Source organism: Clostridium sp. CCUG 7971 (assembly GCF_017590215.1).
Classification (GTDB): domain Bacteria; phylum Bacillota; class Clostridia; order Peptostreptococcales; family Peptostreptococcaceae; genus Faecalimicrobium.
This window is the reverse complement of the sequence record NZ_JAFFPK010000031.1, coordinates 24,193-46,795: the sequence shown is the minus strand read 5'-3', so window position 1 is coordinate 46,795 and position 22,603 is coordinate 24,193. Positions and strand designations below refer to the sequence as shown.

Sequence of the window (22,603 nt, the reverse complement as noted above, 5' to 3'; positions counted from 1 at the left end):
TCTCCCCCTTCAATGATAAAACTAAAGGTTGTAAATATTATATAAGCTTTTGTAAATGTCTTTCATATCAACGTTTATATTCTTTTGATTATCTAGTACAATTTCTAATCTATCTATATCAATATCTTCTTCCTGCGTTTTTAAAGTTATACCTAATTCATTTTTCATATATAAACTGTTACATTTTTTATTTCCTATTATCTTAGATACATTTTTCTTATTAGTTTTTACTACTACACTATCCACAGTTTTAAAATCTAAAACAATAGATTTTAAATAGTCTTTTATCATTTCGCCTTCAACTAGTTCTCTAAAAGCTGGATGGTATGGACCATCAACTATAGCTTTACCTAATTGTATATCATCAGTTGCTTGTAATCCAACTCTTATTACATTTATATTATTAACATAATACATAGCTAGTAGTTTCTTAACTATTTGTATACTTTCATCTAAAGTAAATGGATTATACTCTTTTTTAGATAATAAGTTTTCAAGTCCTGTTTCTTTTACTACTAATGTAGGATATATTCTAACACAATCAGGATTAAGCTTTATAAATTCTCTGGCTGTATTTATACATTTTTCTTCTGTATCAGATGGAAGACCTACCATCATTTGTAACCCTAATTGTATACCATTTTCTTTTATTAATTTTGCACTTTCAAATACTTCATCAGCATGATGCCCTCTTATACTATCTCTTAGTACGTCTTCATCTAAAGATTGTACACCTAATTCTATTATGCTTGTCTTATATTCTTTTAACATAGTTAATATATCTTGACTTATACAATCTGGTCTTGTAGACATTCGTATATCTTGAACAACACCTTTATCTACGTATTCTTTGGCAACCGATAATAAACTCTTTTGTATATCTTCATCTATAGCTGTAAAGCTACCTCCAAAGAATGCTATTTCAACACTTGCATCTTTATCTATAGTAGTTAAATATTCTTCAACAATATTTCTTACATCATCACTTGTCATATCTGTGCTTACGCCTGTTATCTTCTTTTGGTTGCAAAATATACAGTCGTGAGGACATCCTCTATGAGGTACAAATATAGGAATTATTCTTTTTTTCATGTGGTATTATCCTCTTTCTGTATTTTATAAATTCTATATTATGCTTTTTAATGCTACTCTTGCAGCAAGTTGTTCTGCTTCTTTTTTGCTTTTTCCTTCGCCTGTTCCTAACACATCTTCATTGCTTCCAACTTGCATAACAAATCTTTTGTTATGGTCTGGTCCTTTTTCCTCTACTAATTTATACCATATATTACTTTCGCCTCTACCTTGTAATACTTCTTGAAGATGAGTCTTATAATCTCTAAATATTTTACCTTTTCTAGAGTCGCATATTATATTTTCCATATATTTTAAAATAAACGTTCTAGCACTATCTATTCCACCATCTAGGTATATAGCTGCTATTACTGCTTCAAATGCATCTGCTAATATTGATATTCTTTGTCTACCACCAGTAGCTTCCTCGCCTTTTCCTAATAGTATATGCTCTCCTAGATTTATTTCATTAGCCACTTCACTTAGAGACTCCTCACAAACTATATTCGCTCTTAGCTTAGTAAGTTCTCCTTCAGGCAAATCTTTTTCTTTCTTAAATAAATAGTCACTTACAACTACACTAAGTACAGAATCTCCTAAGAATTCTAATCTTTCATTAAAGTCATAGTTTTTATTTTCATTAGAATAAGAACTATGAGTAAGCGCTTCAAGTATATATTCTTTATTTTCAAATTTATAATCTATAATATCTTCGAATTTATCTATATTATTTAATATTTTTTTATTTAATTTCATACTACTACCTCCGAGTTAATTCTCTCTAGATTATAGTGTACTATTTTTCTAGAAGTATTGCAAAATAAAATATGTATTTAGTCGGTTTTTATATAATAAACAAAAAACCTATGAGATATATCCCATAGGCTTTTTATTTATCTGATTTTATTCACAGTCATCACAATCATCGCATATACATTCATCATCTTCTGATGATAATATAATAGCTTGGCAGTTTGGACAAACAATGTCTATTTCATCATCATATAAAAGTTCTTCATCTATTTCTACTAAATCAGAACAATTTGGGCATTCCATTTCTATAAAGCTAAGTTCATCATCATCGTCTTCATCTTCTTCGCCATCTTCATAGATATCATCTTCTATATCTGCTAAATCTTCATCTATAGATTCTACATACTCTACAAGATCAGCTTGTTCTTCTTCTAGTTCTACTATAGCATCAGCAAAACTTTCTAAAGTCTCAACTATTTTATGTATGATCTTACCTTCTTTTGTTTCATTACTTATTTCTAATCCTTCTGCTAATCCTTTTAGATATGCAACTTCTTCATATAAGTATTTCATGAGTAGCCCTCTCTTTCTTTATTATATAATTAAAAGCCCGTACATCTTTATTATTAAGATATACAAGCTTTTATATACATTAATTCTTAAACTCTTGATAAATAATCTCCAGTTCTAGTATCTATTTTAACTTTGTCTCCTTGGTTTATGAATAAAGGTACTTGAACAACAGCTCCTGTTTCAACTGTAGCAGCTTTTGTTACGTTACTTGCAGTGTCTCCCTTTATCCCTGGCTCAGTTTCAACAACTTCTAATTCTGCAAAGTTCGGAGCTTCAACTTGGAAAGCTTGCCCTTGGTAGAATCTTATTGTAGCAACTTCATTTTCTTTTAAGAATTTTATAGCATCTTCAACTTTTTCATAATCTAGAGGCACTTGATCAAATGTCTCTTCATCCATGAAGTAGTATAATTCACCATCATTGTATAAGTATTGCATTTGTCTTGTTTCTATATGAGCTTTAGGGAATTTATCACTTGGGTTGAAAGCTTCCTCTCTTATTGCTCCAGTTTTTAAGTTTTTGTATTTAGTTCTAACAAACGCTGCACCTTTTCCTGGTTTAACGTGTTGGAAATCAACTATTAAACATGGTTGTCCATCCTTTTCGAATGTAACACCTTTTCTAAAATCACTTGCTGATACCATTTTTGTCCCTCCATATAAAGTTTATTTTCGATGATACTAATAATTAAGTTTATTTCTTTATTATTATAATCAAAATTTTAATTTTAATCTTAGGCAAATAATTCAATCAATTTGTATATCTGCCGCTATGTATGTATTATATCATCGTATCCTTTTTCAATTATATATACTATTGTAATCTTGTCAAGTTATATAAATATATATTTATATCTATTTAAGTAATGATTTTATTCCTAAGATATAACTTTCAAAACCAAAACCTGATATTTGGCCTATACAAGCGCTAGCAGTTACACTCTTTTGTCTAAATTCTTCTCTTTGATGAATATTAGATATATGAACTTCTACTACTTTAGTAGATATAGATTTTATAGCATCATGAATTGCATAGCTATAATGTGTAAAAGCACCTGGATTTATAACTACTCCATCAAACTTTTCATTAGCTTCATGAAGCTTATCTATTATACATCCTTCATGATTGCTTTGGAAAAATTCTATATCTAGATCATCTTTAAATTCATCTTTAACATATTTCGTTAAATCATCTAAAGTTTCATTTCCATAAATACCTGGTTCTCTTTTACCTAACATATTTAAATTAGGTCCATTTATAACTATAATTTTCATAAATACCCCCTGGTTGTGCGACTACAAACTTTTACCAATATAATAATATCACATATTATCTAGTATAAACAAGTATTTGACTAACTACTTCATCTACATTTTTATTATTAACATTAATTTTTATTTTAGATATATTATTATATTTTTTATATCTTTGTGATAAAAGCTTATTTATAGTTTCATGTAAATTGGAACTATTTTTAAGTAGTGGTCTTTTATTTAAATCATATGATACATTATTTATTATAGTTTGCTCATTTGCATCTAAAAAGATTACACATTTTTCTTTTTTTAATAGCTCACAATTTTTCTTTTCTTTAATTATTCCCCCACCAGTTGATATAACTATATTTTCTTTATTTAATAATCTTTTAAGCAAGTTGCTTTCTTTTTCTCTAAAGTATTCTTCTCCACTTTCTTCAAATATATCTTCTATAGAGGAATTACTTTCTCTTTCTATTTCTTCATCCATATCAACGAACTTTAATTTTAATTTTTTAGATAACTTTTTTCCTACTACTGTTTTTCCTGACCCCATAAATCCAACTAATATTATTCTCATACACAATCTCCATTAAAGTTTCTTATAAATACATCAAACTCAGTTTCATGAATTTGATTGTTTTTTGATAACTTTAGTCTTACCTTAACAAAATTACCATCTTCATAAACAAATGCATACATTTTGTCTATATAATCGCCTATTTCATATCCTCCACTTTCACTATTACCCAAATAATTAAGAGTATTTATAAATAGTTTACTTTTATCTTCCTTTAAACTAATCTCTTTATCTTTTATGCTTTTATCACTAGAACTTTCATTTCTATATTTACATTTAATAGAATTAGTTTCTAATAATTTATCACTCTCTTCATTTGATTTTGAGCTTATAGATATAATTCCTTTAGAATTACCTATAATTTCTTCTATATATTTACTTATTTCACTTGCTTGTTGCTGTAACTCTATCTTATCTTCAATTTTAGTTTTTGTATTCATACAAAAAAATAGCAAATAGTATGATACACCCATTAAAATCATTATTATAGAAAGTGATACTACACTTTCTAACAGTAAGTATCCTCTTCTACGTCTCATACTTACCTTCTTTCAAAAGCACTCTTCCACTAACTGGTACTATTGTTAGTTCTATTTTCACATTTTCTTTATATATATTTATAGTTTGCCCTTTAGGATCTGGAGATCCATCAGATTTAAACTTAATCTTACTATTTCCATATTGAATATTCACACCACTTGGCAAATGAATTTTTTTTAAATCTTTTCCATCTTCTCTTACTATATAACTAGTTGATTGATTATCTTCAAAGTAATATATGTATGTTTTTAAATTACCAAGCATATTTGCCTTTCTTACATATCTTATATCTGAACACAATTGCTTTGTAAACAAGTTTATTTGATGTTTATTGATACTATCTTTTGGAAAGCATAAACTTGATATTATTAGCATTATACTAATAGTTATGACTACTTCTACTAAGGTCACATTCCTTCTCTTTTCATAGGTTATATCTCCTTGTAATTATATATAATTACTAAGTTTTTAGAGTCTATACTATCATGTTTATTTTCTTCATAGTAATCTTTTATATCATTTAAATTTGAATCATCAACTTCTGGTTTATCTATTATGTTGTCTTCATCTTTTTCATTTTCTTTTATCTCTAAATAAGGATTCAATATTTTTACACTAGCTTGAATCTTTTTTGTATAAGTATCTTCTGATGAATTGCATATAATATCAAAGTATATAAACCCTTCTTTATCATATAATATTTTCTTAGATGTATTTACTAATACATTATCTAAGTCACTCTTTGATATATCTTTTATATTATGTATAAAATTATTTTCCAAGAAATATTGTTTAAATTCTTCTTCATTTCTACTGCTTTCTACTGCAATTTCTACTTCTTTTGAAATATTACTATGTACAATTTCTATCGCACCTAATGCCAATTCCTTTAGATGTATATTTTTGTATTCTAAATTAAAAATACTTTTATTACTATAGTTTAAACCTATACACATCATACATACCGTACTTATAATAGAAAATATCATTAATGTAGTTATTAAAATTGAACCTTTATTGTTTAAATACATAACTATAAAGACTTATATTATTTTTTTCATTTTTAACTTCAACATTTACTTTATGACATTCATAGTATATATCTTTTTCTATTATTGTACTTATTTCGTATGAGTTTACTATTTTTGTATTCTTCGTATTTTCTGTAAATTCATTTGAACTTTTTTTAATTTGATATTTAGTAAGTTCTAAATTAGTTTTAGCTAGATTTAACATTTCTAGCTGCTCTTTATTAGTATTAACTATAACGTAATTACTATAAAGTGATGTTGATATTATATATACGGCCAAACTTATTATAGATAAACTAATTATACATTCAATAGATACAAATCCATCTTTTTTATACTTCATTTTTTCTCCTTTAACTAGAGATTTTACTTAGTTTTTATACTTTCTTCATAAAGCATCTTTATATGTTTTATATCTTCATGATTAGCTTTAATACCTGTCCATATATAAAAGGCTTCTATTGCTTGATTTATCAACATATCTATTCCATATACTACATCTAAGTTATGTTTTTTTGCCCACTTAATAAAAGCTGTTTCATGTGGTTTGTAAACTATATCACATACTAATAAGTTATTTTTAGGAGTTAAATTTTCATCTATCGGGCATAGTTTACTTTCCATTCCTATAGGTGTTGTATTTATCAATATATCTATATTATTTAAATCCCTTTCTATTATAGATTCATTTGAATACGATATATATGTATTAAAATTCGATTTAATTACATCTGATATTTCCATAGCGCTATTTATGCTTCTATTTCTAATTTCGATAGATTTAACATCATTTAAACATAACTCAATAGCTATACTTCTACACGCACCACCAGCGCCTATTATCATTATTTTTTTACCACATAAATCATATTCTTTATCTAATATAGATTTAACAAATCCCATTCCATCGGTATTATATCCCTTTAATACACTACCTTCATTTTTAATAGTATTTACTGCACCTATTAATTTAGCATTTGAATCAATACTATCGATGTATTTTATTATATCTACTTTATGCGGTATGGTAACATTACACCCTTCTATTTTTAATGCTTTTATACCATTTACACTATTTTTTAACTTATCTGATTCTACATCAAAACATGTATATATTTTATTTTCATTGTATTTCTCAAACAAATAATTATGTATCACAGGTGAAAAGCTATGCTTAACTGGATGTCCCAATAAACATATTATTTTAGTTGTTGATTTTATATTCATATGTTCTCCTATCTAGCTTTATTGTCATTCATACCTTAATTTATACCATTAAATGGTTAATTTTTACATATTCTTAAGTACTCTTCATAAATAAAGTCATCACCTTTATTTTTAATTCTTTTTTTATAAGTTTCAAATTCTTCATCTGATTTAAAGTCTACATTTATATCTATATCATTATTTAATCCTATTTTTATATCTACTTCTCCGTTATACAGTTTTACTATAGATTTGGCTACTTCGATTCCCATATCTAAACTTTTTCTTTCTTGGTCATTTATATACCTTTGATAATTAAATTGTCCCTTACTACTCATATGTATAGTTGTTTTATCATCTAATACATTTAAGTCAACACAAACTATACTATCATTATCTAAGTATCTTATTATCATAGATAGTAAAGTTAATATAACTTTTTCTATATCTTGTGGATCAATTTTTGCTACCTTTTCTTCTTCATATGTATCAAATAATATACTCACATTATTTACTTTAACATATTTATCAAACTCAGAACATACATCTTCTACAATGCTTACTATATTATAATAATCCATTTTAGACTCGTGGAAATCTGATTCTAGTTTAGATAAATTTATAATATTGTCGATTAATCCCATTAGCATATAAGAGTGCTTCTTAACTACTCCTACAACTTTAGACATTTCACTTTCTGGATTTTTATCTATATAGTCTTTATGCATAACTTCTAACAATTGATTTGATGATGTTATTACATTTAATGGAGTTTTTAACTCATGGGACATATTTATAAAGAATTCATTTTTTATTTTATTTTCTTTTTTCTTTTCCTCTATTTCTTTCTCCATTAATTCAGCTTTGACTTGGTCTGTTACGTCTCTTGTTATACCAATCATTTTTAATTTTTCATTTACATCTATAACCATAGCCCCGCATTCTAAGTATACATCTTCTCCAAATTTATTTTTTATAACTTTTCTTTCAAATTGAACTACATCATTATCTTTTTCTGATGGTATTATAATATTTTCATTTATACTATTTTGAATTTTTTTCATATCAACACTATTTATCATATTTTCTATTGCTTTATTTGAATAGGTCATTTTCTTTTTAGGTAAATCTAATATACATATACCTTCAGGAATTATGTTTACCAAAGATTCATATTTTTTCTTACTATATTCTAAATCTTGTAGCAACTTTTTATATTGTGTTATGTCTCTTATAGTAATTACATTTTTAGTACTTTCTCTGTCTTTAAAACTTCTCCTGTCAATATTTAAACATGTTTGTTTACATTTTTCATCTGTATAGTATATTTCTCCTTTTATACATGGTTCTAGTATTATATTTTTTATATTTTCTTTATTAAAGTTTATATTTTTATTCTTATCATTATCGTATAATATATTATTTTCATCAGTAATAAGTACTGAATAAGGTATATTATCAACTACCTTTTTATATTTAGCATCATTTTCTTTTATTTTTAATTTACTTTTCTTTTCGTATGTAATATCTGTTACTGAGCAAATAACTCCTATATTTTCATTACTAATTATAAAAGGAGCGTAGTCTATTTCAAAATATCTTCCATCCTTACCCTCTAATTCTCCTTTTATTTCTTTTTCAAACTCTCTAGCTTTTCTTAAATTGTGTAAAAACTCATCTGAATTTTTTATACTTTCCATTAAGAATAAACTTATATTTATCTTACCTTTGAATCCTTCATACTCTTTCCACATTTTTATAAAATTATTTTCATCGCTTACTATGTATCCATCTTTATCTATTATCATTATACATTTTTTAGATTCATTTAAAATGGCATCTAAAATAGTTTCTTTTATTTCTAAATTATCGTTTATTCCTTTAGTAACAGACTTAGTATGGTTTAATTTTTCATTACTTACTTTCATTTTGTATTCAACTTTATTTAACTTACTATTTAGAGTTAATTCTTTTTTAAACATACCTTTAATATCAACTATGTATACAGTATAAAAAATATATATTGCTAATATTAAATCTAATGTTTCTTTAAAATTTATAAATTTATCCTTAAATGCTAAATTCATTATTATATATATGGAATACCCCCCTAAAAGTAAAATATATTGTCTTTTCTTTTTTACTAAATTTAGTTGCATTATAGTTAGTATAATTATAAATTTATATAAAAAGTCTATTGTCATAAGATTATTATCCATTAAGAATATAACTTTACTAATAATTATCATAGTCATTGATACTAATAAACTAAAATTTTTTTTACTTTTATTTATTGTAAAATTTGAATATATTATGTATAAACTCATGAGAAAAATCGAGATGCTTAATATACTTATATATTTATACATTTTAATCCCCCCTCATGTTGCCTTATATTTTAAGAACTTACATCAAAATATATATCTGAAAACTCTATATCTATTTTTTCATTATCACTTAAGTTATACCCTAGCTCTATATCTTTATTTAATGTATCATATACTTCATTATTGTTTAGCGTAATCTCAAATTGGCTTCCTTTTCCTAGTTTGCTTTCAACAGATATCTCTCCTTTATGAAGATTTACTAGTTTCTTAACTAAAGATAATCCTATTCCAGAGCCCTCTGCACCCCTTGATAGTGTTCTGTCTACTTGTTCGAAGTTATTAAATATAACTTCCATTTTATCCTCTGGTATTCCAACTCCTGTATCTGAGACTTTTATTCTAACTTTGTCATCTTTAGCGTTTACAGATACTTTTATATTTCCATCTTTTTCTGTAAATTTAATTGAATTGGATAATAAATTTAGCACAATTTTCTCTATTTTTTCTTTGTCCATAATTATTACTTTTTCTTCTACATCAGACTCAAAACAAATACTTAAACCTTTTTCATAAATATAATATTTTGATTTTTCAACTATGTCTTTAATTAGTTTTACTACATCATATTTTTTTAAATTCATGCTATAGATGCCATTGTCTGCTTTTTCAATCTCTTCTACATTATTTAATAATCTTATTAATCTATAGCAATTTTGTTTAACTAATCTAGTATAGTTACTTATGTACTTAGAGTTGTATTTATCTTTATTAATATTTAGCATATTATTAACAGTAAATATTGTATCTATTGGCTTTCTTATATCATTTGTTAAGTTTGCTAAAAACTCTGTTTTAAACTTATTTTTATCACTTATTTCATTTAATTCTTCTTCCATTTTTTCTATCTTATATTGATCATCTAAAGTTCTAACTACTACTACAAAAGTTTCATCTTCTATTCTATCTATTATCGCAACAGATATGTTAGTTTTCTCTTCTAAATTTAAAGTGAATTTTTTAAATACTCCATATTCACATTTATCAATATAATCTTTTATCACTTCATTTAAATTATCCACACCAATATCTTTTAATAGCTTCATCATAACTTTATTTCTGTATATATAATTATTACTTTTTTTATCAATTATCATTATCCCTTCAGGCAATGTCTTTAGTAATAATTTATATGTTTTTTCACTTTGTTCTAGATAAGTTATTACTTTTTCAGAATCAGTTATGTCTATAGCTATGCTAAGTAACATACTTTCGTTATCTAAGGTAATGCTTGTTGTTATAAATTCAATAATTCTACCTTGATTTGTCTCTAATTTCATTGTTGTTTTTTCTTGTTTATTTAATTTAACTGTACTCATATTCTTCATAAAGTCTTGTTTAAACTTTTTATTTATATTTAATTTCATATCATCTACTAATATGTTATCTAATGATTCATTGCTTAAATCAAATAACTCTATAGCCTTGTTATTCGCATAGTTTACAGTATTCATATTGTGGATTATCACTCCATCATTTAATATATCCATTAGTTTTTTATATCTTTCCTCACTTTCCATTAACTTATGTTGGATTAATGTACTTTGAGTTATATCACTTAATATGCATATCTGAATGTTTTTATTGTCAATTTTATTAGCAAAACTTACAAATCTGTATATTTTTCCATCATAGGCATTAATATTTATACTATTTTGTTTTTTAGATTTTATACTTTCTATGATTTCATTGCTGTTCATGAACTTATAATTTAGATAGGCAAATATATCTTTTTCTGCATTACTAACCTTATCTTCATTTATAAATTTTTTAAATGCTTCATTGCTATAAAAGTTTTCCTTTTTGCCTCCTATTACAAATATAGGGGTTTCTGACTCCTCTATAGCTTTCTCTATTTCCTTATTTAATTTTAATATTTTATCTTCATATTTATTTTGTAAATTGCACTCTACATTTATTTCATCAATAGATTTAGAAATAATTTTTTTATTCTTTTTTAATTTATGCTTAATTTCTTTTAGGTCTAGGGAATTTGATTTTATATGATTTATTATTGTCGATTTGATTATAATAACATTTATTAATATATTAGCTACAATAGGATATTCATATCCTTGTTCTGATAAATATATTATTAATATTAACTCTACAGTGAAGATTAAAGATGTAATAAGAAATGATGTGATTTTAGATGTTCTATAGAGTATAAGAGATATTAATGGAACTGATATAACTATAGCTATATTTATAATTTCCAATATATCCCTATGTTTATATAAAGTTATCATAATAGTCACCATCCTTTTCTAATTTATTACTGCTTAGTATAAATTTAATTGATTTTTAACTAAATACGATATATATATTTATATGTCTTGATAATACTTGCTTTTGCTACTATATAAGTTATAATAGCACATGCAATCTGAATATTTTGTCACTTCTTGATTAGAAAAAACAAATTTGTTCAACAAAAAATTCTCTTTTATAACACTTTAATACACTCTAAATAAAGTATTTTAACGTACAAAAAAAAGCCTTAAACAAGGCTTTTTTCTGATTTTAACTCTTTTCTAAGCTTCTTAAGAGCTCTTTTTTCAATTCTAGATACATAAGATCTGGATATGTCTAATTTTTGTGCAATTTCTCTTTGTGTCTTATATCCACTGGTAGTTAATCCATATCGTAAGAGAACTATTTCTTTTTCCCTCTTAGTAAGTATTTTTTCCAACTGTTCATACAGTTTGGATATTTGTACCTTTAGCTCTACTTGATCTATTATATCATCAATATCTGTTCCTAATACATCAATTAAACTAATTTCGTTACCTTCTTTATCCATGCCTATAGGATCTTGAAGAGATACTTGAACTTTATTTTTTTTATTTGTTCTAATACTCATCAATATCTCATTTTCAATACACTTAGAAGCATACGTTGCAAGTCTAGTTCCCTTATCGACTTTATACGTTTCTATAGCCTTTATAAGGCCTATTGTGCCTATGGATATAAGATCATCCTGATCCTCACTAGAATTGTTATACTTTTTTGCAATATGTGCTACTAGTCTCATGTTTCTTTCAATTAAAATTTCTTTAGCAGATTCATCTTTTTCGTCTTTAAATTTTGTTAGATAATTAACTTCTTCTTCAGGGGTTAATGGTTTTTCAAATGATTTAAGAATAGTCACAAAGCACCCCCTCTTTTTGACGTGTCATTGTAAATTATATGACGAGGGAGTGCTTAAATTGCTTGTTTCATAAATATTTATTTTTTATTTTTCATTTAATTTTTGGCATATTTCTTTAAATAGAGGTGTTGCAGACTTACTTTTATCAGGTTTCCCTTCTACTAATACTGTAATTGCATACTTAGGTCTATTTTCTGGATAGTATCCTGTTATCCAGCCATGGTTTATATCCTTTCCATCTGACCTACTTTGTGCTGTTCCTGTTTTAACTCCGCATCCTGCATCTAAATCTTTTAACTCTTTACCTGTACCATTTTTTGATACATCTTTCATCATCTCTTTTATTCTAGTTAATGTATAAGGAGATATAATTTCTTCTGACTTAGAACTTCTAAATCCTTTAATGATATTCTTTTTATTATCTATAATACTATCATACATATACAAAGGCTTATATGTACCATTATTGGCAACTATTTGAGTCATTTGATTTATTTGTAGAGGTGTAAACTCTATGTCTCCTTGACCTATCGCTAAATTACGTATAGCTATATCTGTTGGTATATCATTTATCTTTTCTTCGTCTAATCCTATATCTACCTTCTCATCTAAATGAAGCTGCTTTAAAGCTTTTATTATATTTTTTTCACCTACTTTTAATGCTATATCTAAAAATGCTGTATTGCAAGAATTTGAAAAGGCTTGTTGTAGAGTTTGAGGACCGTGACCATCAAGCTTATTACAATTTAAAACTTCTCCTTTTACTCCAATTTTTGCATTACCAGTACAAGTATATGTATAATTTTCATCTATAATATTATTTTCAAAAGCTGCATAAAGAACTACTATTTTAAATACAGATCCTGGTGGGTATGTGGCTTGTATAGCTCTATTTATAAACTCACCGTCATCACTTTTATTATCTTTAGATATACTATTTAAATCAAAGGTTGGCCTTGAACTCATAGATAATATTTCTCCAGTGTTTACATCTGATATTACTACAGCTGTTGGGTTTTCTTCTTTATCTAATACACTTTCAACTTTTCTTTGAATATCTTTATCTATTGTTAATTTAATATGCTTAGCATCTTTATTTTCATTTACTGTTTTTATACTACCTTTTAATATATTTATATTACCTGTATTCCCTGAATCTCCAGCTTTAAATGCAGACACATATTTTTCATTAGATCCACTAAGTACATCATTCATACTCTTTTCTATTCCTGATTGACCTGTTTTGTCTGAGCTTTTTATATATCCTATTGTATGAGATAGTAATTTATCTTTTGAATATCTTAATGTCTTTTCTTCAACTATTAATCCATTATCTTCTAATTTCTTTTTAGTTTTACTGTCCATTTTAGCTACTTCAATTTGAACTACTGATGAATCAATTTGTTTTTCTATATTTTTATATATACTTGCTTCATCCATTTTAGCTACGTCTTTTATTAATTCACGAATATTATAGTCTTTAATAATTCTTTCTTTTTCAGCTATTATTATTTTCTTTTTTTCAATATCAGTTAATGGTTTGTCATTTCTATCATATATTGTTCCTCTTCCGCTATTTAAATCTACTTTTTGTAAACTTTGGTTATCAACTCTTTCTTTATAACTGTTAGAGTCTGTAACTTGTATATCAAATAACCTGTAAATTAAAAATGTATATACTATAGCGCTTATAAAAAACATACTCCAAGCTCTTCTTATAAGTTTTTTATCTATTACACCCTTTTTTCTTGACATAAAATCACCCCTTAGATACTTGTCATTTTTGACAATTTCTAAGGGGTTAATACTATATATATTAATTTAATTGTGTTCTTATTTTAGTTATAACTATATCTATAGCCACTTCATTTTGCCCACCTTCTGGCATTATAATATCTGCATATTTTTTATATGGCTCTATAAATTGGTCATGTGCAGGCTTTACTGTAGTTAAATATTGTTCTATAACAGAATCTACAGTTCTTCCTCTTTCTTTTATATCTCTTTGAATTCTTCTAAGTATTCTTATATCATCTTCAGTATCTACGTATACTTTTATATCTAATTTATCTCTTAGTTCTTCATCTTCTAATATCATTATACCTTCAACAATAATTATATCTTTAGGACATATGCTTATTGTTTCATTTTTCTTTCTTGTGTGAAGTTCGTAATCATATATTGGTTTTTCAACAGTTTCTCCTTCACATAAATCTTCTATATGTTTTATAAGAAGTTTGTTATCAAATGCAAGAGGGTGATCATAATTAGTTTTTAATCTATCTTCAAAACTTAAATGAGTTTGATCTTTATAGTAAGCATCTTGTTCTAATATTGCTATATTTTCTTCTGGTATGTTCTCTATTATAGCCTTACAGACAGTACTTTTTCCAGATCCAGTTCCTCCCGTTATCCCTATTATAAGCGGTCTTTTCTTATTTTTCATCTTTTGATTCTCTCCTTAACATACAGTCCTTGTCTATACTTTGTGATAATTTAATTTTTACAATTTGTTCTTTTTCTGCTAACTCTATTTCTTCGTCATTAGCGTTATATATTTGTTCTATTTTAGATGATATAGTTTCTTTAAATGGAGATATTACTTCAACTTCATCTCCAATATTTATTTTATCTTCTAATTTTATTAAAGCCAGTTTGTTTTCAATATCTTTTACCAAACCAACAAATTCATATTTATTAATATTGTAATATTGTTCATCTTCATTATCATATTCTCTAGTTTCATCTAGATAAAATCCTGTTGTAAAATCTCTACTAGTTCCTTTTTTAATCTCTTCTAACCAAGTAGGATTAAATTTCCATTCATCAGGATTTTTATAAAACTCATCTATAGCCATTTTATATGCTCTAACTATCGAAGCTAAATTGTAAATATTTTTTGTTTTTCCTTCAATCTTTAAGCTATTTATACCAGTCTTTATTAAATCTGGGATATATTCTATCATACATAAATCTTTAGAGTTATAGAAGAATGTCCCTCTCTTATCTTCATAAACAGGATAATATTCACCTTGTCTCTTTTCTTCTATTAGGCTATATTCTAATTTTCCTGAGTAATCATTTGAATTATTAGCATCTCCTCTTCCATTTAGATAGTTACTTATTAAGCGTCTGCCCGAATAAGATATACATATAGCTCCGTGCATAAATGCTTCTATATCCATATCAAAAGATGTCTTTGCTCTAATTTGAGATATCTCTTTAAATGATAATTCTCTAGCTACAGTTACTCTTTTTACTCCTTGAGTATACCAAAAATCAGCTGTTACATAATTGGCAATGTTAGCCTGACTACTTAAATGCACCTCCATATTAGGAACTACATTTCTTACTATACTTAATACTCCTGGGTCAGCGATTATAATTGCATCCACTTTAGCTTCTTGAAGTTCTAGTAGATATTCATCTAATTGTATAAAATCATCATTATGAGGAATTACATTTACTGTTACATAAAGTTTCTTTCCTAATTTATGAGCAAATTCACTACCTTCTTTTATTTCTTCTTTAGTAAAGTTTCTTGAAGTTGTTTCACAACCAAATATTTCTCCACCTGTATAAACTGCATCTGCTCCATACTTTAATGCTATTTTTAATTCTTCTAAGTTTGATACTGGCGCTAAAAGCTCAACTTTATGCATTTATATCACCTCTTTCTTCTTTTTTGTAACTAAGTGCTACACCATCTCCTATAGGTATTAAAGATGTGTCTAAATAATCACACTTACATATATAGTCTAAATAATTTCTCATTCTTTTTACTATTGTTTTCTTTCTTCTTATTACAAAATCATCATGAGCTACCATACCTTTATAAAGTATATTATCAGATATTAATAAACCATCTATTTTTAATTTTCCTATAACCATATCATAGAATAATTGATATTGACCTTTAGCAGCATCTAAAAATATCATATCAAACTCACCTGAAACTCCACTTAGTAATTCTTCAGCATCCCCTTCTAATATAGTTATATTTTTTTCAAATCCAGCTAGTTTTATATTTTCTTTAGCCTTTTCTATCATCTTTTCATTTCTCTCTACAGTTATTATCTCTACATCCTCACCTAATGTAGATGCAAATAATATAGATGAGTATCCTATTGCACACCCAACCTCTAATATTCTTTTAGGCTTTTGCACCTTTAATAATACCTTTAATAAATCAGATACTTCTTTGTGAACTATAGGTACATTATTTTCCTCTGCATAAACTTCTAAGTCTCTTAAAAGTCCACTTTTATCTTGTAATGTATTTCTTATATAACCTTCTACTAAATCATTTACTATATTACTCATAACACTCGCTCCTTAAGTGACGAAAAAAATTAATATAGGATTACACCTTAAAATTCTAAAGCATAATCCATAATTTAAAATCTTATAATTAAATAATTTTTAGTCTATTTCTCATTAGCTTTATTTTTACTTAATTTATCTCTTTCATCTTTATATTCTTTAACGTATTTCAAATGGTCCTCGTAGTTTGTACTATAATTGTTTCCACCATTCATCTTAGCCACAAAGTATAAATATTCTGTGTCTTCTGGATACAATGTAGCCTCTATAGATTTGATTCCTGGATTAGCTATAGGTGTAGGTGGAAGACCTTTATTTTTATAGCTATTATATGGAGAGTTTATTTTTAAATCATTGTATGTTACTATTTTTTTTCTTTCTTCAAAAATATATTGTACTGTTGCATCTGATTGAAGAGGCATGTCTATATCAAGTCTATTATAAAATACACTTGCTATTGTTGGTCTATCTTCATCTAAAACGGCTTCCTTTTCTACAATTGATGCTAAGTTTACAACTTGTGCAAGAGTCATTTTCAACTCTTTTTGTCTATCTTTTAATTTATCGCTATAAACATTTTTAAATCCTAATAACATTGTGTTTAATACTTCTTTTTCTGATACATCTTTGTCAAAATAATACGTTTCTGGGTATAAAAATCCTTCTAAAGAAGTTATATCATCCTCTTTTAAAAAGCTAGCTTCTTTATAAAAATCCTTTGGATTTTTTATTAACTTTTCATAATTTTCTTTAGTTCCTAGTTTTTTATCTACTAATAATGAAACTATTTCTTTCGATGTTGCGCCTTCTGGAATAGTTACCTTGATCCCATCATTATACGTCTTACCTGAAGCTAATACATTTAATATATCATCGTTTGAATATGTTTTATTAAGTAAATATTTTCCAGCCTTTATTGACGGAGCTTTATTACTTAGTTTCACTACAACTTTAAATAGAGTCTTATTTTTTATAAGATTATTTTCATATAATATATTAGACATAGTACCAACACTTGCACCTTGAGGTATTTCTATAACTATGTTTTCTTTATTATTTCTATCAACTGCTCCTATTTGCATATATACAAATATTCCGATCAAAATTATTAATATAATAGCAGTTAATCCTACTACTTTCCACTTATTCTTGCTAAAATCCATAGAGTTTTCTACTCCTTATAAATATATTTATATCCTTTATATTATAAATCTAAGCATGAAAATTTTCAATAAAATTGTCGAACAAATTTGTTTAAGCTCTATTTATAATATAAAAAATTTCACTAGGCTTATAGTTATTAAAGCTTATTTGAATGGAAATTATTAATTTCCTATAATTAAAAAGCCTAACGTTATTGTTTACACGTTAGGCTTTTTATAATCACTTTTTAGAATTTTTTCATTTCATCTTTAGTTACAACACCATAGATTAGTTTTTTAGGCTCTACTTTTTCTTCTACTATTGAATAAGCTTCTATAAATCTTTCTTTAGATGCTTCAAATTTATCTTCTCTATCATAGTGAATATATGCTAATACATCACCTTCATTGACATACTCTCCAACTTTCTTTTCTAAAACTATTCCAGCTGCCATATCAAGTGTATCTTCTTTAGTTTCTCTTCCTGCACCTAAAATCATAGCTGCCATTCCAACTTCCTCTGCTTCTATTTTACTTATATATCCACGCTTTGGAGCTTTTATAGCTACTATATTCTTAGCTTTTGGAAGTAATGAATAATCATCAACTATATTTTTGTCTCCCCCTTGATTTTCTATAAATACTCTTAGTTTATCAAGTGCCGCTCCTGAATTTATAGCTTCTCTTATTTTTTGTACTCCATCTTCAAAGTTATCACAAACTTTAGCTAAAACTAACATATAAGCTCCTAGAGTTTCACATAAAAGAACAAAGTCTTTAGGGCCATTACCCTTTAGTGTCTCTATAGCTTCTATAACCTCTAAAGCGTTCCCTACTGCAAATCCTAATGGTTCATCCATATCAGTTATCATACCTATAGTTTCTCTATTCATACCACAACCAATATCAACCATAGCTTTTGCTAATTCAAATGAGTCATCTAATGTTTTCATAAATGCCCCATCTCCAGTTTTTACATCAAGTAATATAGCATCAGCTCCTGAAGCTAGTTTTTTACACATTATACTTGCTGCTATTAAAGATATATTATCAACTGTTGCTGTAACATCTCTTAGTGCATACATTTTCTTATCTGCTACTGCTATAGATGCAGTTTGTCCGCATACAGCTATTTTATGCTCGTTTACTGACTTTATAAACTTATCAGCTTCCATTTCTATTGAAAATCCTGGTATAGATTCTAGTTTATCTAGAGTACCTCCTGTGTGCCCTAAACCTCTACCTGACATTTTTGCTACAGGCCCACCGCATGCTGCTACAAGTGGTGCCAATGCTATTGTAGTTTTATCTCCTACTCCTCCTGTACTATGCTTATCTACCTTTATACCATCTATATCTGATAAATCTATTACATCTCCAGACTTCATCATTGCTTCTGTAAGGTATACAGTTTCTTCTTTATTCATTTTATTTAAGTATATTGACATTAATAAAGCTGATGCTTGATAATCAGGTATTTCCCCTTTTGAATATTTATCTACAAAAAACTCTATTTCTGATTTACTTAATTCATGATTATCTCTTTTTTTTCTGATTATATCATACATTCTCATAATAATTCTCCTTAATACACTTATATTAATTTATTATTTAGGCTAATCACAATAAGCTTAATACTAATTTAAAAATTAGCATTAAGCTTATTATATAAAGCTATATTTTATTAACTACAGTTTTTACTAAGCTTAAAAATTCTGCCTTTACCTTTTGAGTAGTTTCTATAACTTCTTCATGATCAAGAGGCTGGTCAAGTATTCCAGCTGCCATATTAGTTATACATGATATTCCTATAACATCCATGTTAGAATGAGATGCAACTATAACTTCTGGAGCTGTCGACATACCTACTGCATCTGCACCTAATAGTCTTGCCATTTTAACTTCTGCTGGTGTCTCATATGTTGGACCACTGAAGAATGCATAAACGCCTTCTTGTATTTCCATGTTTAATCCTTTTGCACATTCTTTAACTAAGTTTATATATTCTGGTTTATAAGCTGTTGACATATCAGGGAATCTTACTCCTAATCTATCATCATTTTTTCCTAATAATGGATTACTTCCACTTAAATTTATATGATCTTTAATAACCATTAAATCTCCTGGCTTATAGCTTTCATTTGATCCACCTGCTGCATTAGTTACTATTATAGTTTCTACCCCTAATGCTTTCATAACTCTAACAGGGAAAGTTATTTCTTTTTGAGTGTATCCTTCATAGTAATGGAATCTTCCTTGCATAGCTATAACTTCTTTACCTTCAAGTTCTCCTATAACAAGGCATCCTGCATGCCCTTCTACTGTTGATACTGGGAAGTTTGGTATATCATTATATTTAATCTTTACCGGGTTTTGTATTTCATCACCTAATACACCTAATCCCGACCCTAATATTAGTCCTATTTTAGGTTTTACACTACTCTTTGATTTTATAAATTCTGCACTTTCTTGTATTCTATCAAATATATTATCCATAAATTTTGTCCTCCACAAATTATTTTGTCATCTCATCTTTAAAGCTAGTACCATGTTTTGGCATCTTAACATTTAATATATCTGCAACTGTTGCTCCTATGTCTGCAAAGCTATTTCTTATACCTAAGTTTACACCTGTCTTTAATGATTTTCCATAAACTAATACAGGTATATATTCTCTCGTATGGTCTGTCCCTTTATAAGTTGGGTCATTACCATGGTCTGCATTTATTATAAGTATATCATCATCATTTAATGATTCTATTATTTCTGGTATTCTTGCATCAAACTCTTCTAAAGCTTTTCTATATCCTAAAGAATCTCTTCTATGTCCATATTTTGAATCAAAATCAACTAAGTTTGTAAATATTAATCCATTATTCTCTTTTTTGATGTAGTTTATAGTTTCATCTACACCATGCATATTGTCTTTAGTGTGTATAGCTTCAGTTATACCTTGTCCATTAAATATATCTTCTATTTTACCAACCGCTATAACATCAAGACTACTTTCTTTAATGTTATCAAGTACTGTAGGTTCAAATGGGTTTAATGAATAATCTCGTCTATTAGAAGTTCTTTCAAACTTTCCAACACCTGTTCCTATATATGGTCTTGCTATTATTCTTGCTACAGCATTATCTCCCATCATTATTTCTCTTGCTATTTCACACATTTTATATAATTCATCTAAAGGTATTATTTCTTCATGGGCAGCTATTTGGAATACACTATCAGCTGAAGTATATACTATTACATCTCCAATTTTCATTTGATGTTCTCCATATTCATCTAATATAGCTGTTCCAGAAGCTGGTTTATTTGCTACTACTTTTCTTCCTGTTCTTCTTTCAAATTCATCTATTATTTCTTTAGGGAATCCATTTTCAAAAGTTTTAAAAGGTGTTTCAACTAATATTCCTGTCATCTCCCAATGTCCTGTAGTTGTATCTTTTCCTTGAGATACCTCACTACACTTACCGAATATACCCATTGGGCTTTCTGTTTTTTCTAAAAAGTCAACACCATCTATATTTCCAACTCCTAATTTTATTAGGTTTGGTATTTTTATATCTCTATGTTCTTTAACTATGTTTCCTAAAGTATTAACTCCTATATCGCCAAATTCCTTAGAATCTGGAAGCGCACCTATTCCTACACTGTCGATTATAACCCATACTACTCTACTCATTTGTTTTGTCCTCCTTATTATGGTTTACTTTCTAGGATGTTTTTCTTTTATTTCTCTTCTTACATTTTTATTTATGTGGTTTAAGTATGACTGTAAACTAGATAAGTTAGCATTTCCTAATATTTTACTAACTACAGCTATATTTGCTCCTTCATTTAATAAATGAATTGCGAATGAATGTCTAAGCATACTTGGGTTTATATTTTTATTTATATTAACAGAGCCAGCATGCTTTTTTATAAGCTTCCAAAGACCTTGTCTTGTAAACCTTTGCCCTAGAGAGCTTACAAACAATGCTTTTTCCCCTTTTAATATTAACTCTGGTCTTGCTTCTTTTATATATTTTTCTAAATATATTTTGGTTATTTCAGAAAGAGGTATAACTCTTTGGTTTTTAGTAATATTACAATATATATAGTCTATTTCTAAATCTACATCATCTATATCCATTTCAACTAATTCGGATACCTTTATGCCTGTCCCATATAAGACTTCAAATATAGCTTTATCTCTTATTAATTTAGGAGTTGTTAATTTCGGAAAATTTAATAGTCTTTCTATTTCTTCTTCTGTCAATATATCTAAATCACTTTTTTCTATTTTAGGCTTTTTTATACTTTTTGCCGGATTAGTTTCACTAACATGATTTAAAAATAGATAATCATGAAAAGATTTTATTGAAGATATCATTCTTGATATTGTTGCCACTGATATATTGTCTTTCTCTAGTTTTATTATATACCCTATAATATCATTTTCTACTACATCATTTAATTTTATTGTTTTTTCTTTTAGATAGTCTAAGTATTTTTTAATGTCTATAAAATAAGATGATACAGTATTATCTGATAATCTTTTTTTATCTTTTATATATGCTATATATTCCTTTATAACTTCCATAGTAA

General features: G+C 26.9%; 23 protein-coding genes. All 23 read right to left on the bottom strand.

Annotated elements, in window-relative coordinates; genetic code table 11:
• Positions 1 to 21: 21 nt before the first annotated feature.
• Positions 22 to 1,092 (bottom strand): elongator complex protein 3, encoded by a 1,071-nt coding sequence (locus tag JWF52_RS04435; RefSeq protein WP_208332144.1) that lies wholly within the window; start codon positions 1,090 to 1,092, stop codon positions 22 to 24.
• Between the two features lie 33 nt (positions 1,093 to 1,125).
• Complete coding sequence (gene rnc / locus JWF52_RS04430) at positions 1,126 to 1,827, bottom strand: ribonuclease III (protein WP_208332143.1); 702 nt, start codon at positions 1,825 to 1,827, stop codon at positions 1,126 to 1,128.
• A gap of 147 nt (positions 1,828 to 1,974) precedes the next feature.
• Positions 1,975 to 2,397 (bottom strand): CD1247 N-terminal domain-containing protein, encoded by a 423-nt coding sequence (locus tag JWF52_RS04425; RefSeq protein ID WP_208332142.1) that lies wholly within the window; start codon positions 2,395 to 2,397, stop codon positions 1,975 to 1,977.
• Between the two features lie 86 nt (positions 2,398 to 2,483).
• Positions 2,484 to 3,041, bottom strand: a complete 558-nt coding sequence (gene efp, locus JWF52_RS04420) for an elongation factor P (RefSeq protein WP_042271953.1) — start codon at positions 3,039 to 3,041, stop codon at positions 2,484 to 2,486.
• A gap of 210 nt (positions 3,042 to 3,251) precedes the next feature.
• Entirely contained in the window at positions 3,252 to 3,671 is a 420-nt protein-coding gene (gene aroQ, locus JWF52_RS04415; protein ID WP_208332141.1) for a type II 3-dehydroquinate dehydratase, read from the bottom strand.
• A gap of 55 nt (positions 3,672 to 3,726) precedes the next feature.
• Complete coding sequence (locus tag JWF52_RS04410; RefSeq protein ID WP_208332140.1) at positions 3,727 to 4,233, bottom strand: shikimate kinase; 507 nt, start codon at positions 4,231 to 4,233, stop codon at positions 3,727 to 3,729.
• Complete coding sequence (locus JWF52_RS04405) at positions 4,230 to 4,772, bottom strand: type II secretion system protein (RefSeq protein WP_208332139.1); 543 nt, start codon at positions 4,770 to 4,772, stop codon at positions 4,230 to 4,232. The genes JWF52_RS04410 and JWF52_RS04405 overlap by 4 nt, the downstream gene beginning before the upstream one ends.
• The gene (locus JWF52_RS04400) at positions 4,762 to 5,184 is read right to left on the bottom strand and encodes a hypothetical protein (RefSeq protein ID WP_208332138.1); all 423 of its coding nucleotides are present in this window, start codon (positions 5,182 to 5,184) and stop codon (positions 4,762 to 4,764) included. The genes JWF52_RS04405 and JWF52_RS04400 overlap by 11 nt, the downstream gene beginning before the upstream one ends.
• Before the next feature lie 20 nt (positions 5,185 to 5,204).
• Entirely contained in the window at positions 5,205 to 5,804 is a 600-nt protein-coding gene (locus JWF52_RS04395) for a hypothetical protein (RefSeq protein ID WP_208332137.1), read from the bottom strand.
• Positions 5,788 to 6,147 (bottom strand): hypothetical protein, encoded by a 360-nt coding sequence (locus JWF52_RS04390; RefSeq protein WP_208332136.1) that lies wholly within the window; start codon positions 6,145 to 6,147, stop codon positions 5,788 to 5,790. The genes JWF52_RS04395 and JWF52_RS04390 overlap by 17 nt, the downstream gene beginning before the upstream one ends.
• 23 nt (positions 6,148 to 6,170) lie before the next feature.
• Positions 6,171 to 7,031 carry a shikimate dehydrogenase gene (gene aroE, locus JWF52_RS04385; protein WP_208332135.1) on the bottom strand — a complete coding sequence of 287 codons (861 nt, stop codon included), beginning with the start codon at positions 7,029 to 7,031 and terminating at the stop codon, positions 6,171 to 6,173.
• A 56-nt stretch (positions 7,032 to 7,087) separates the two neighbouring features.
• Positions 7,088 to 9,097, bottom strand: a complete 2,010-nt coding sequence (locus JWF52_RS04380; RefSeq protein ID WP_208332134.1) for a PAS domain-containing sensor histidine kinase — start codon at positions 9,095 to 9,097, stop codon at positions 7,088 to 7,090.
• A 311-nt stretch (positions 9,098 to 9,408) separates the two neighbouring features.
• Positions 9,409 to 11,643 carry an ATP-binding protein gene (locus JWF52_RS04375; protein WP_208332133.1) on the bottom strand — a complete coding sequence of 745 codons (2,235 nt, stop codon included), beginning with the start codon at positions 11,641 to 11,643 and terminating at the stop codon, positions 9,409 to 9,411.
• 251 nt (positions 11,644 to 11,894) lie between these two features.
• Positions 11,895 to 12,545 carry an RNA polymerase sporulation sigma factor SigK gene (sigK, locus tag JWF52_RS04370; RefSeq protein WP_208332132.1) on the bottom strand — a complete coding sequence of 217 codons (651 nt, stop codon included), beginning with the start codon at positions 12,543 to 12,545 and terminating at the stop codon, positions 11,895 to 11,897.
• An 84-nt stretch (positions 12,546 to 12,629) separates the two neighbouring features.
• Positions 12,630 to 14,300, bottom strand: coding sequence for a peptidoglycan D,D-transpeptidase FtsI family protein (locus JWF52_RS04365; protein ID WP_208332131.1), 1,671 nt, complete (start codon positions 14,298 to 14,300; stop codon positions 12,630 to 12,632).
• Positions 14,301 to 14,361: 61 nt separating this feature from the next.
• Complete coding sequence (gene udk / locus JWF52_RS04360; protein ID WP_042271926.1) at positions 14,362 to 14,991, bottom strand: uridine kinase; 630 nt, start codon at positions 14,989 to 14,991, stop codon at positions 14,362 to 14,364.
• A complete protein-coding gene (locus JWF52_RS04355; RefSeq protein WP_208332130.1) occupies positions 14,981 to 16,207 on the bottom strand; it encodes a peptidase U32 family protein in 1,227 nt (408 codons plus the stop codon). The genes udk and JWF52_RS04355 overlap by 11 nt, the downstream gene beginning before the upstream one ends.
• The gene (locus JWF52_RS04350; RefSeq protein ID WP_208332129.1) at positions 16,200 to 16,868 is read right to left on the bottom strand and encodes an O-methyltransferase; all 669 of its coding nucleotides are present in this window, start codon (positions 16,866 to 16,868) and stop codon (positions 16,200 to 16,202) included. The genes JWF52_RS04355 and JWF52_RS04350 overlap by 8 nt, the downstream gene beginning before the upstream one ends.
• A gap of 104 nt (positions 16,869 to 16,972) precedes the next feature.
• Positions 16,973 to 18,031: an endolytic transglycosylase MltG gene (gene mltG, locus JWF52_RS04345; RefSeq protein ID WP_208332128.1), complete on the bottom strand. Its 1,059-nt coding sequence runs from the start codon at positions 18,029 to 18,031 to the stop codon at positions 16,973 to 16,975.
• 227 nt (positions 18,032 to 18,258) lie between these two features.
• On the bottom strand, positions 18,259 to 19,584 hold the full coding sequence (locus JWF52_RS04340; protein ID WP_208332127.1) for a pyrimidine-nucleoside phosphorylase: 1,326 nt from the start codon (positions 19,582 to 19,584) through the stop codon (positions 18,259 to 18,261).
• A gap of 100 nt (positions 19,585 to 19,684) precedes the next feature.
• A complete protein-coding gene (locus tag JWF52_RS04335) occupies positions 19,685 to 20,506 on the bottom strand; it encodes a purine-nucleoside phosphorylase (protein ID WP_208332126.1) in 822 nt (273 codons plus the stop codon).
• Between the two features lie 19 nt (positions 20,507 to 20,525).
• Complete coding sequence (locus JWF52_RS04330; RefSeq protein WP_208332125.1) at positions 20,526 to 21,698, bottom strand: phosphopentomutase; 1,173 nt, start codon at positions 21,696 to 21,698, stop codon at positions 20,526 to 20,528.
• A 24-nt stretch (positions 21,699 to 21,722) separates the two neighbouring features.
• Entirely contained in the window at positions 21,723 to 22,598 is an 876-nt protein-coding gene (locus JWF52_RS04325; protein WP_208332124.1) for a tyrosine-type recombinase/integrase, read from the bottom strand.
• Between the last annotated feature and the right edge of the window lie 5 nt (positions 22,599 to 22,603).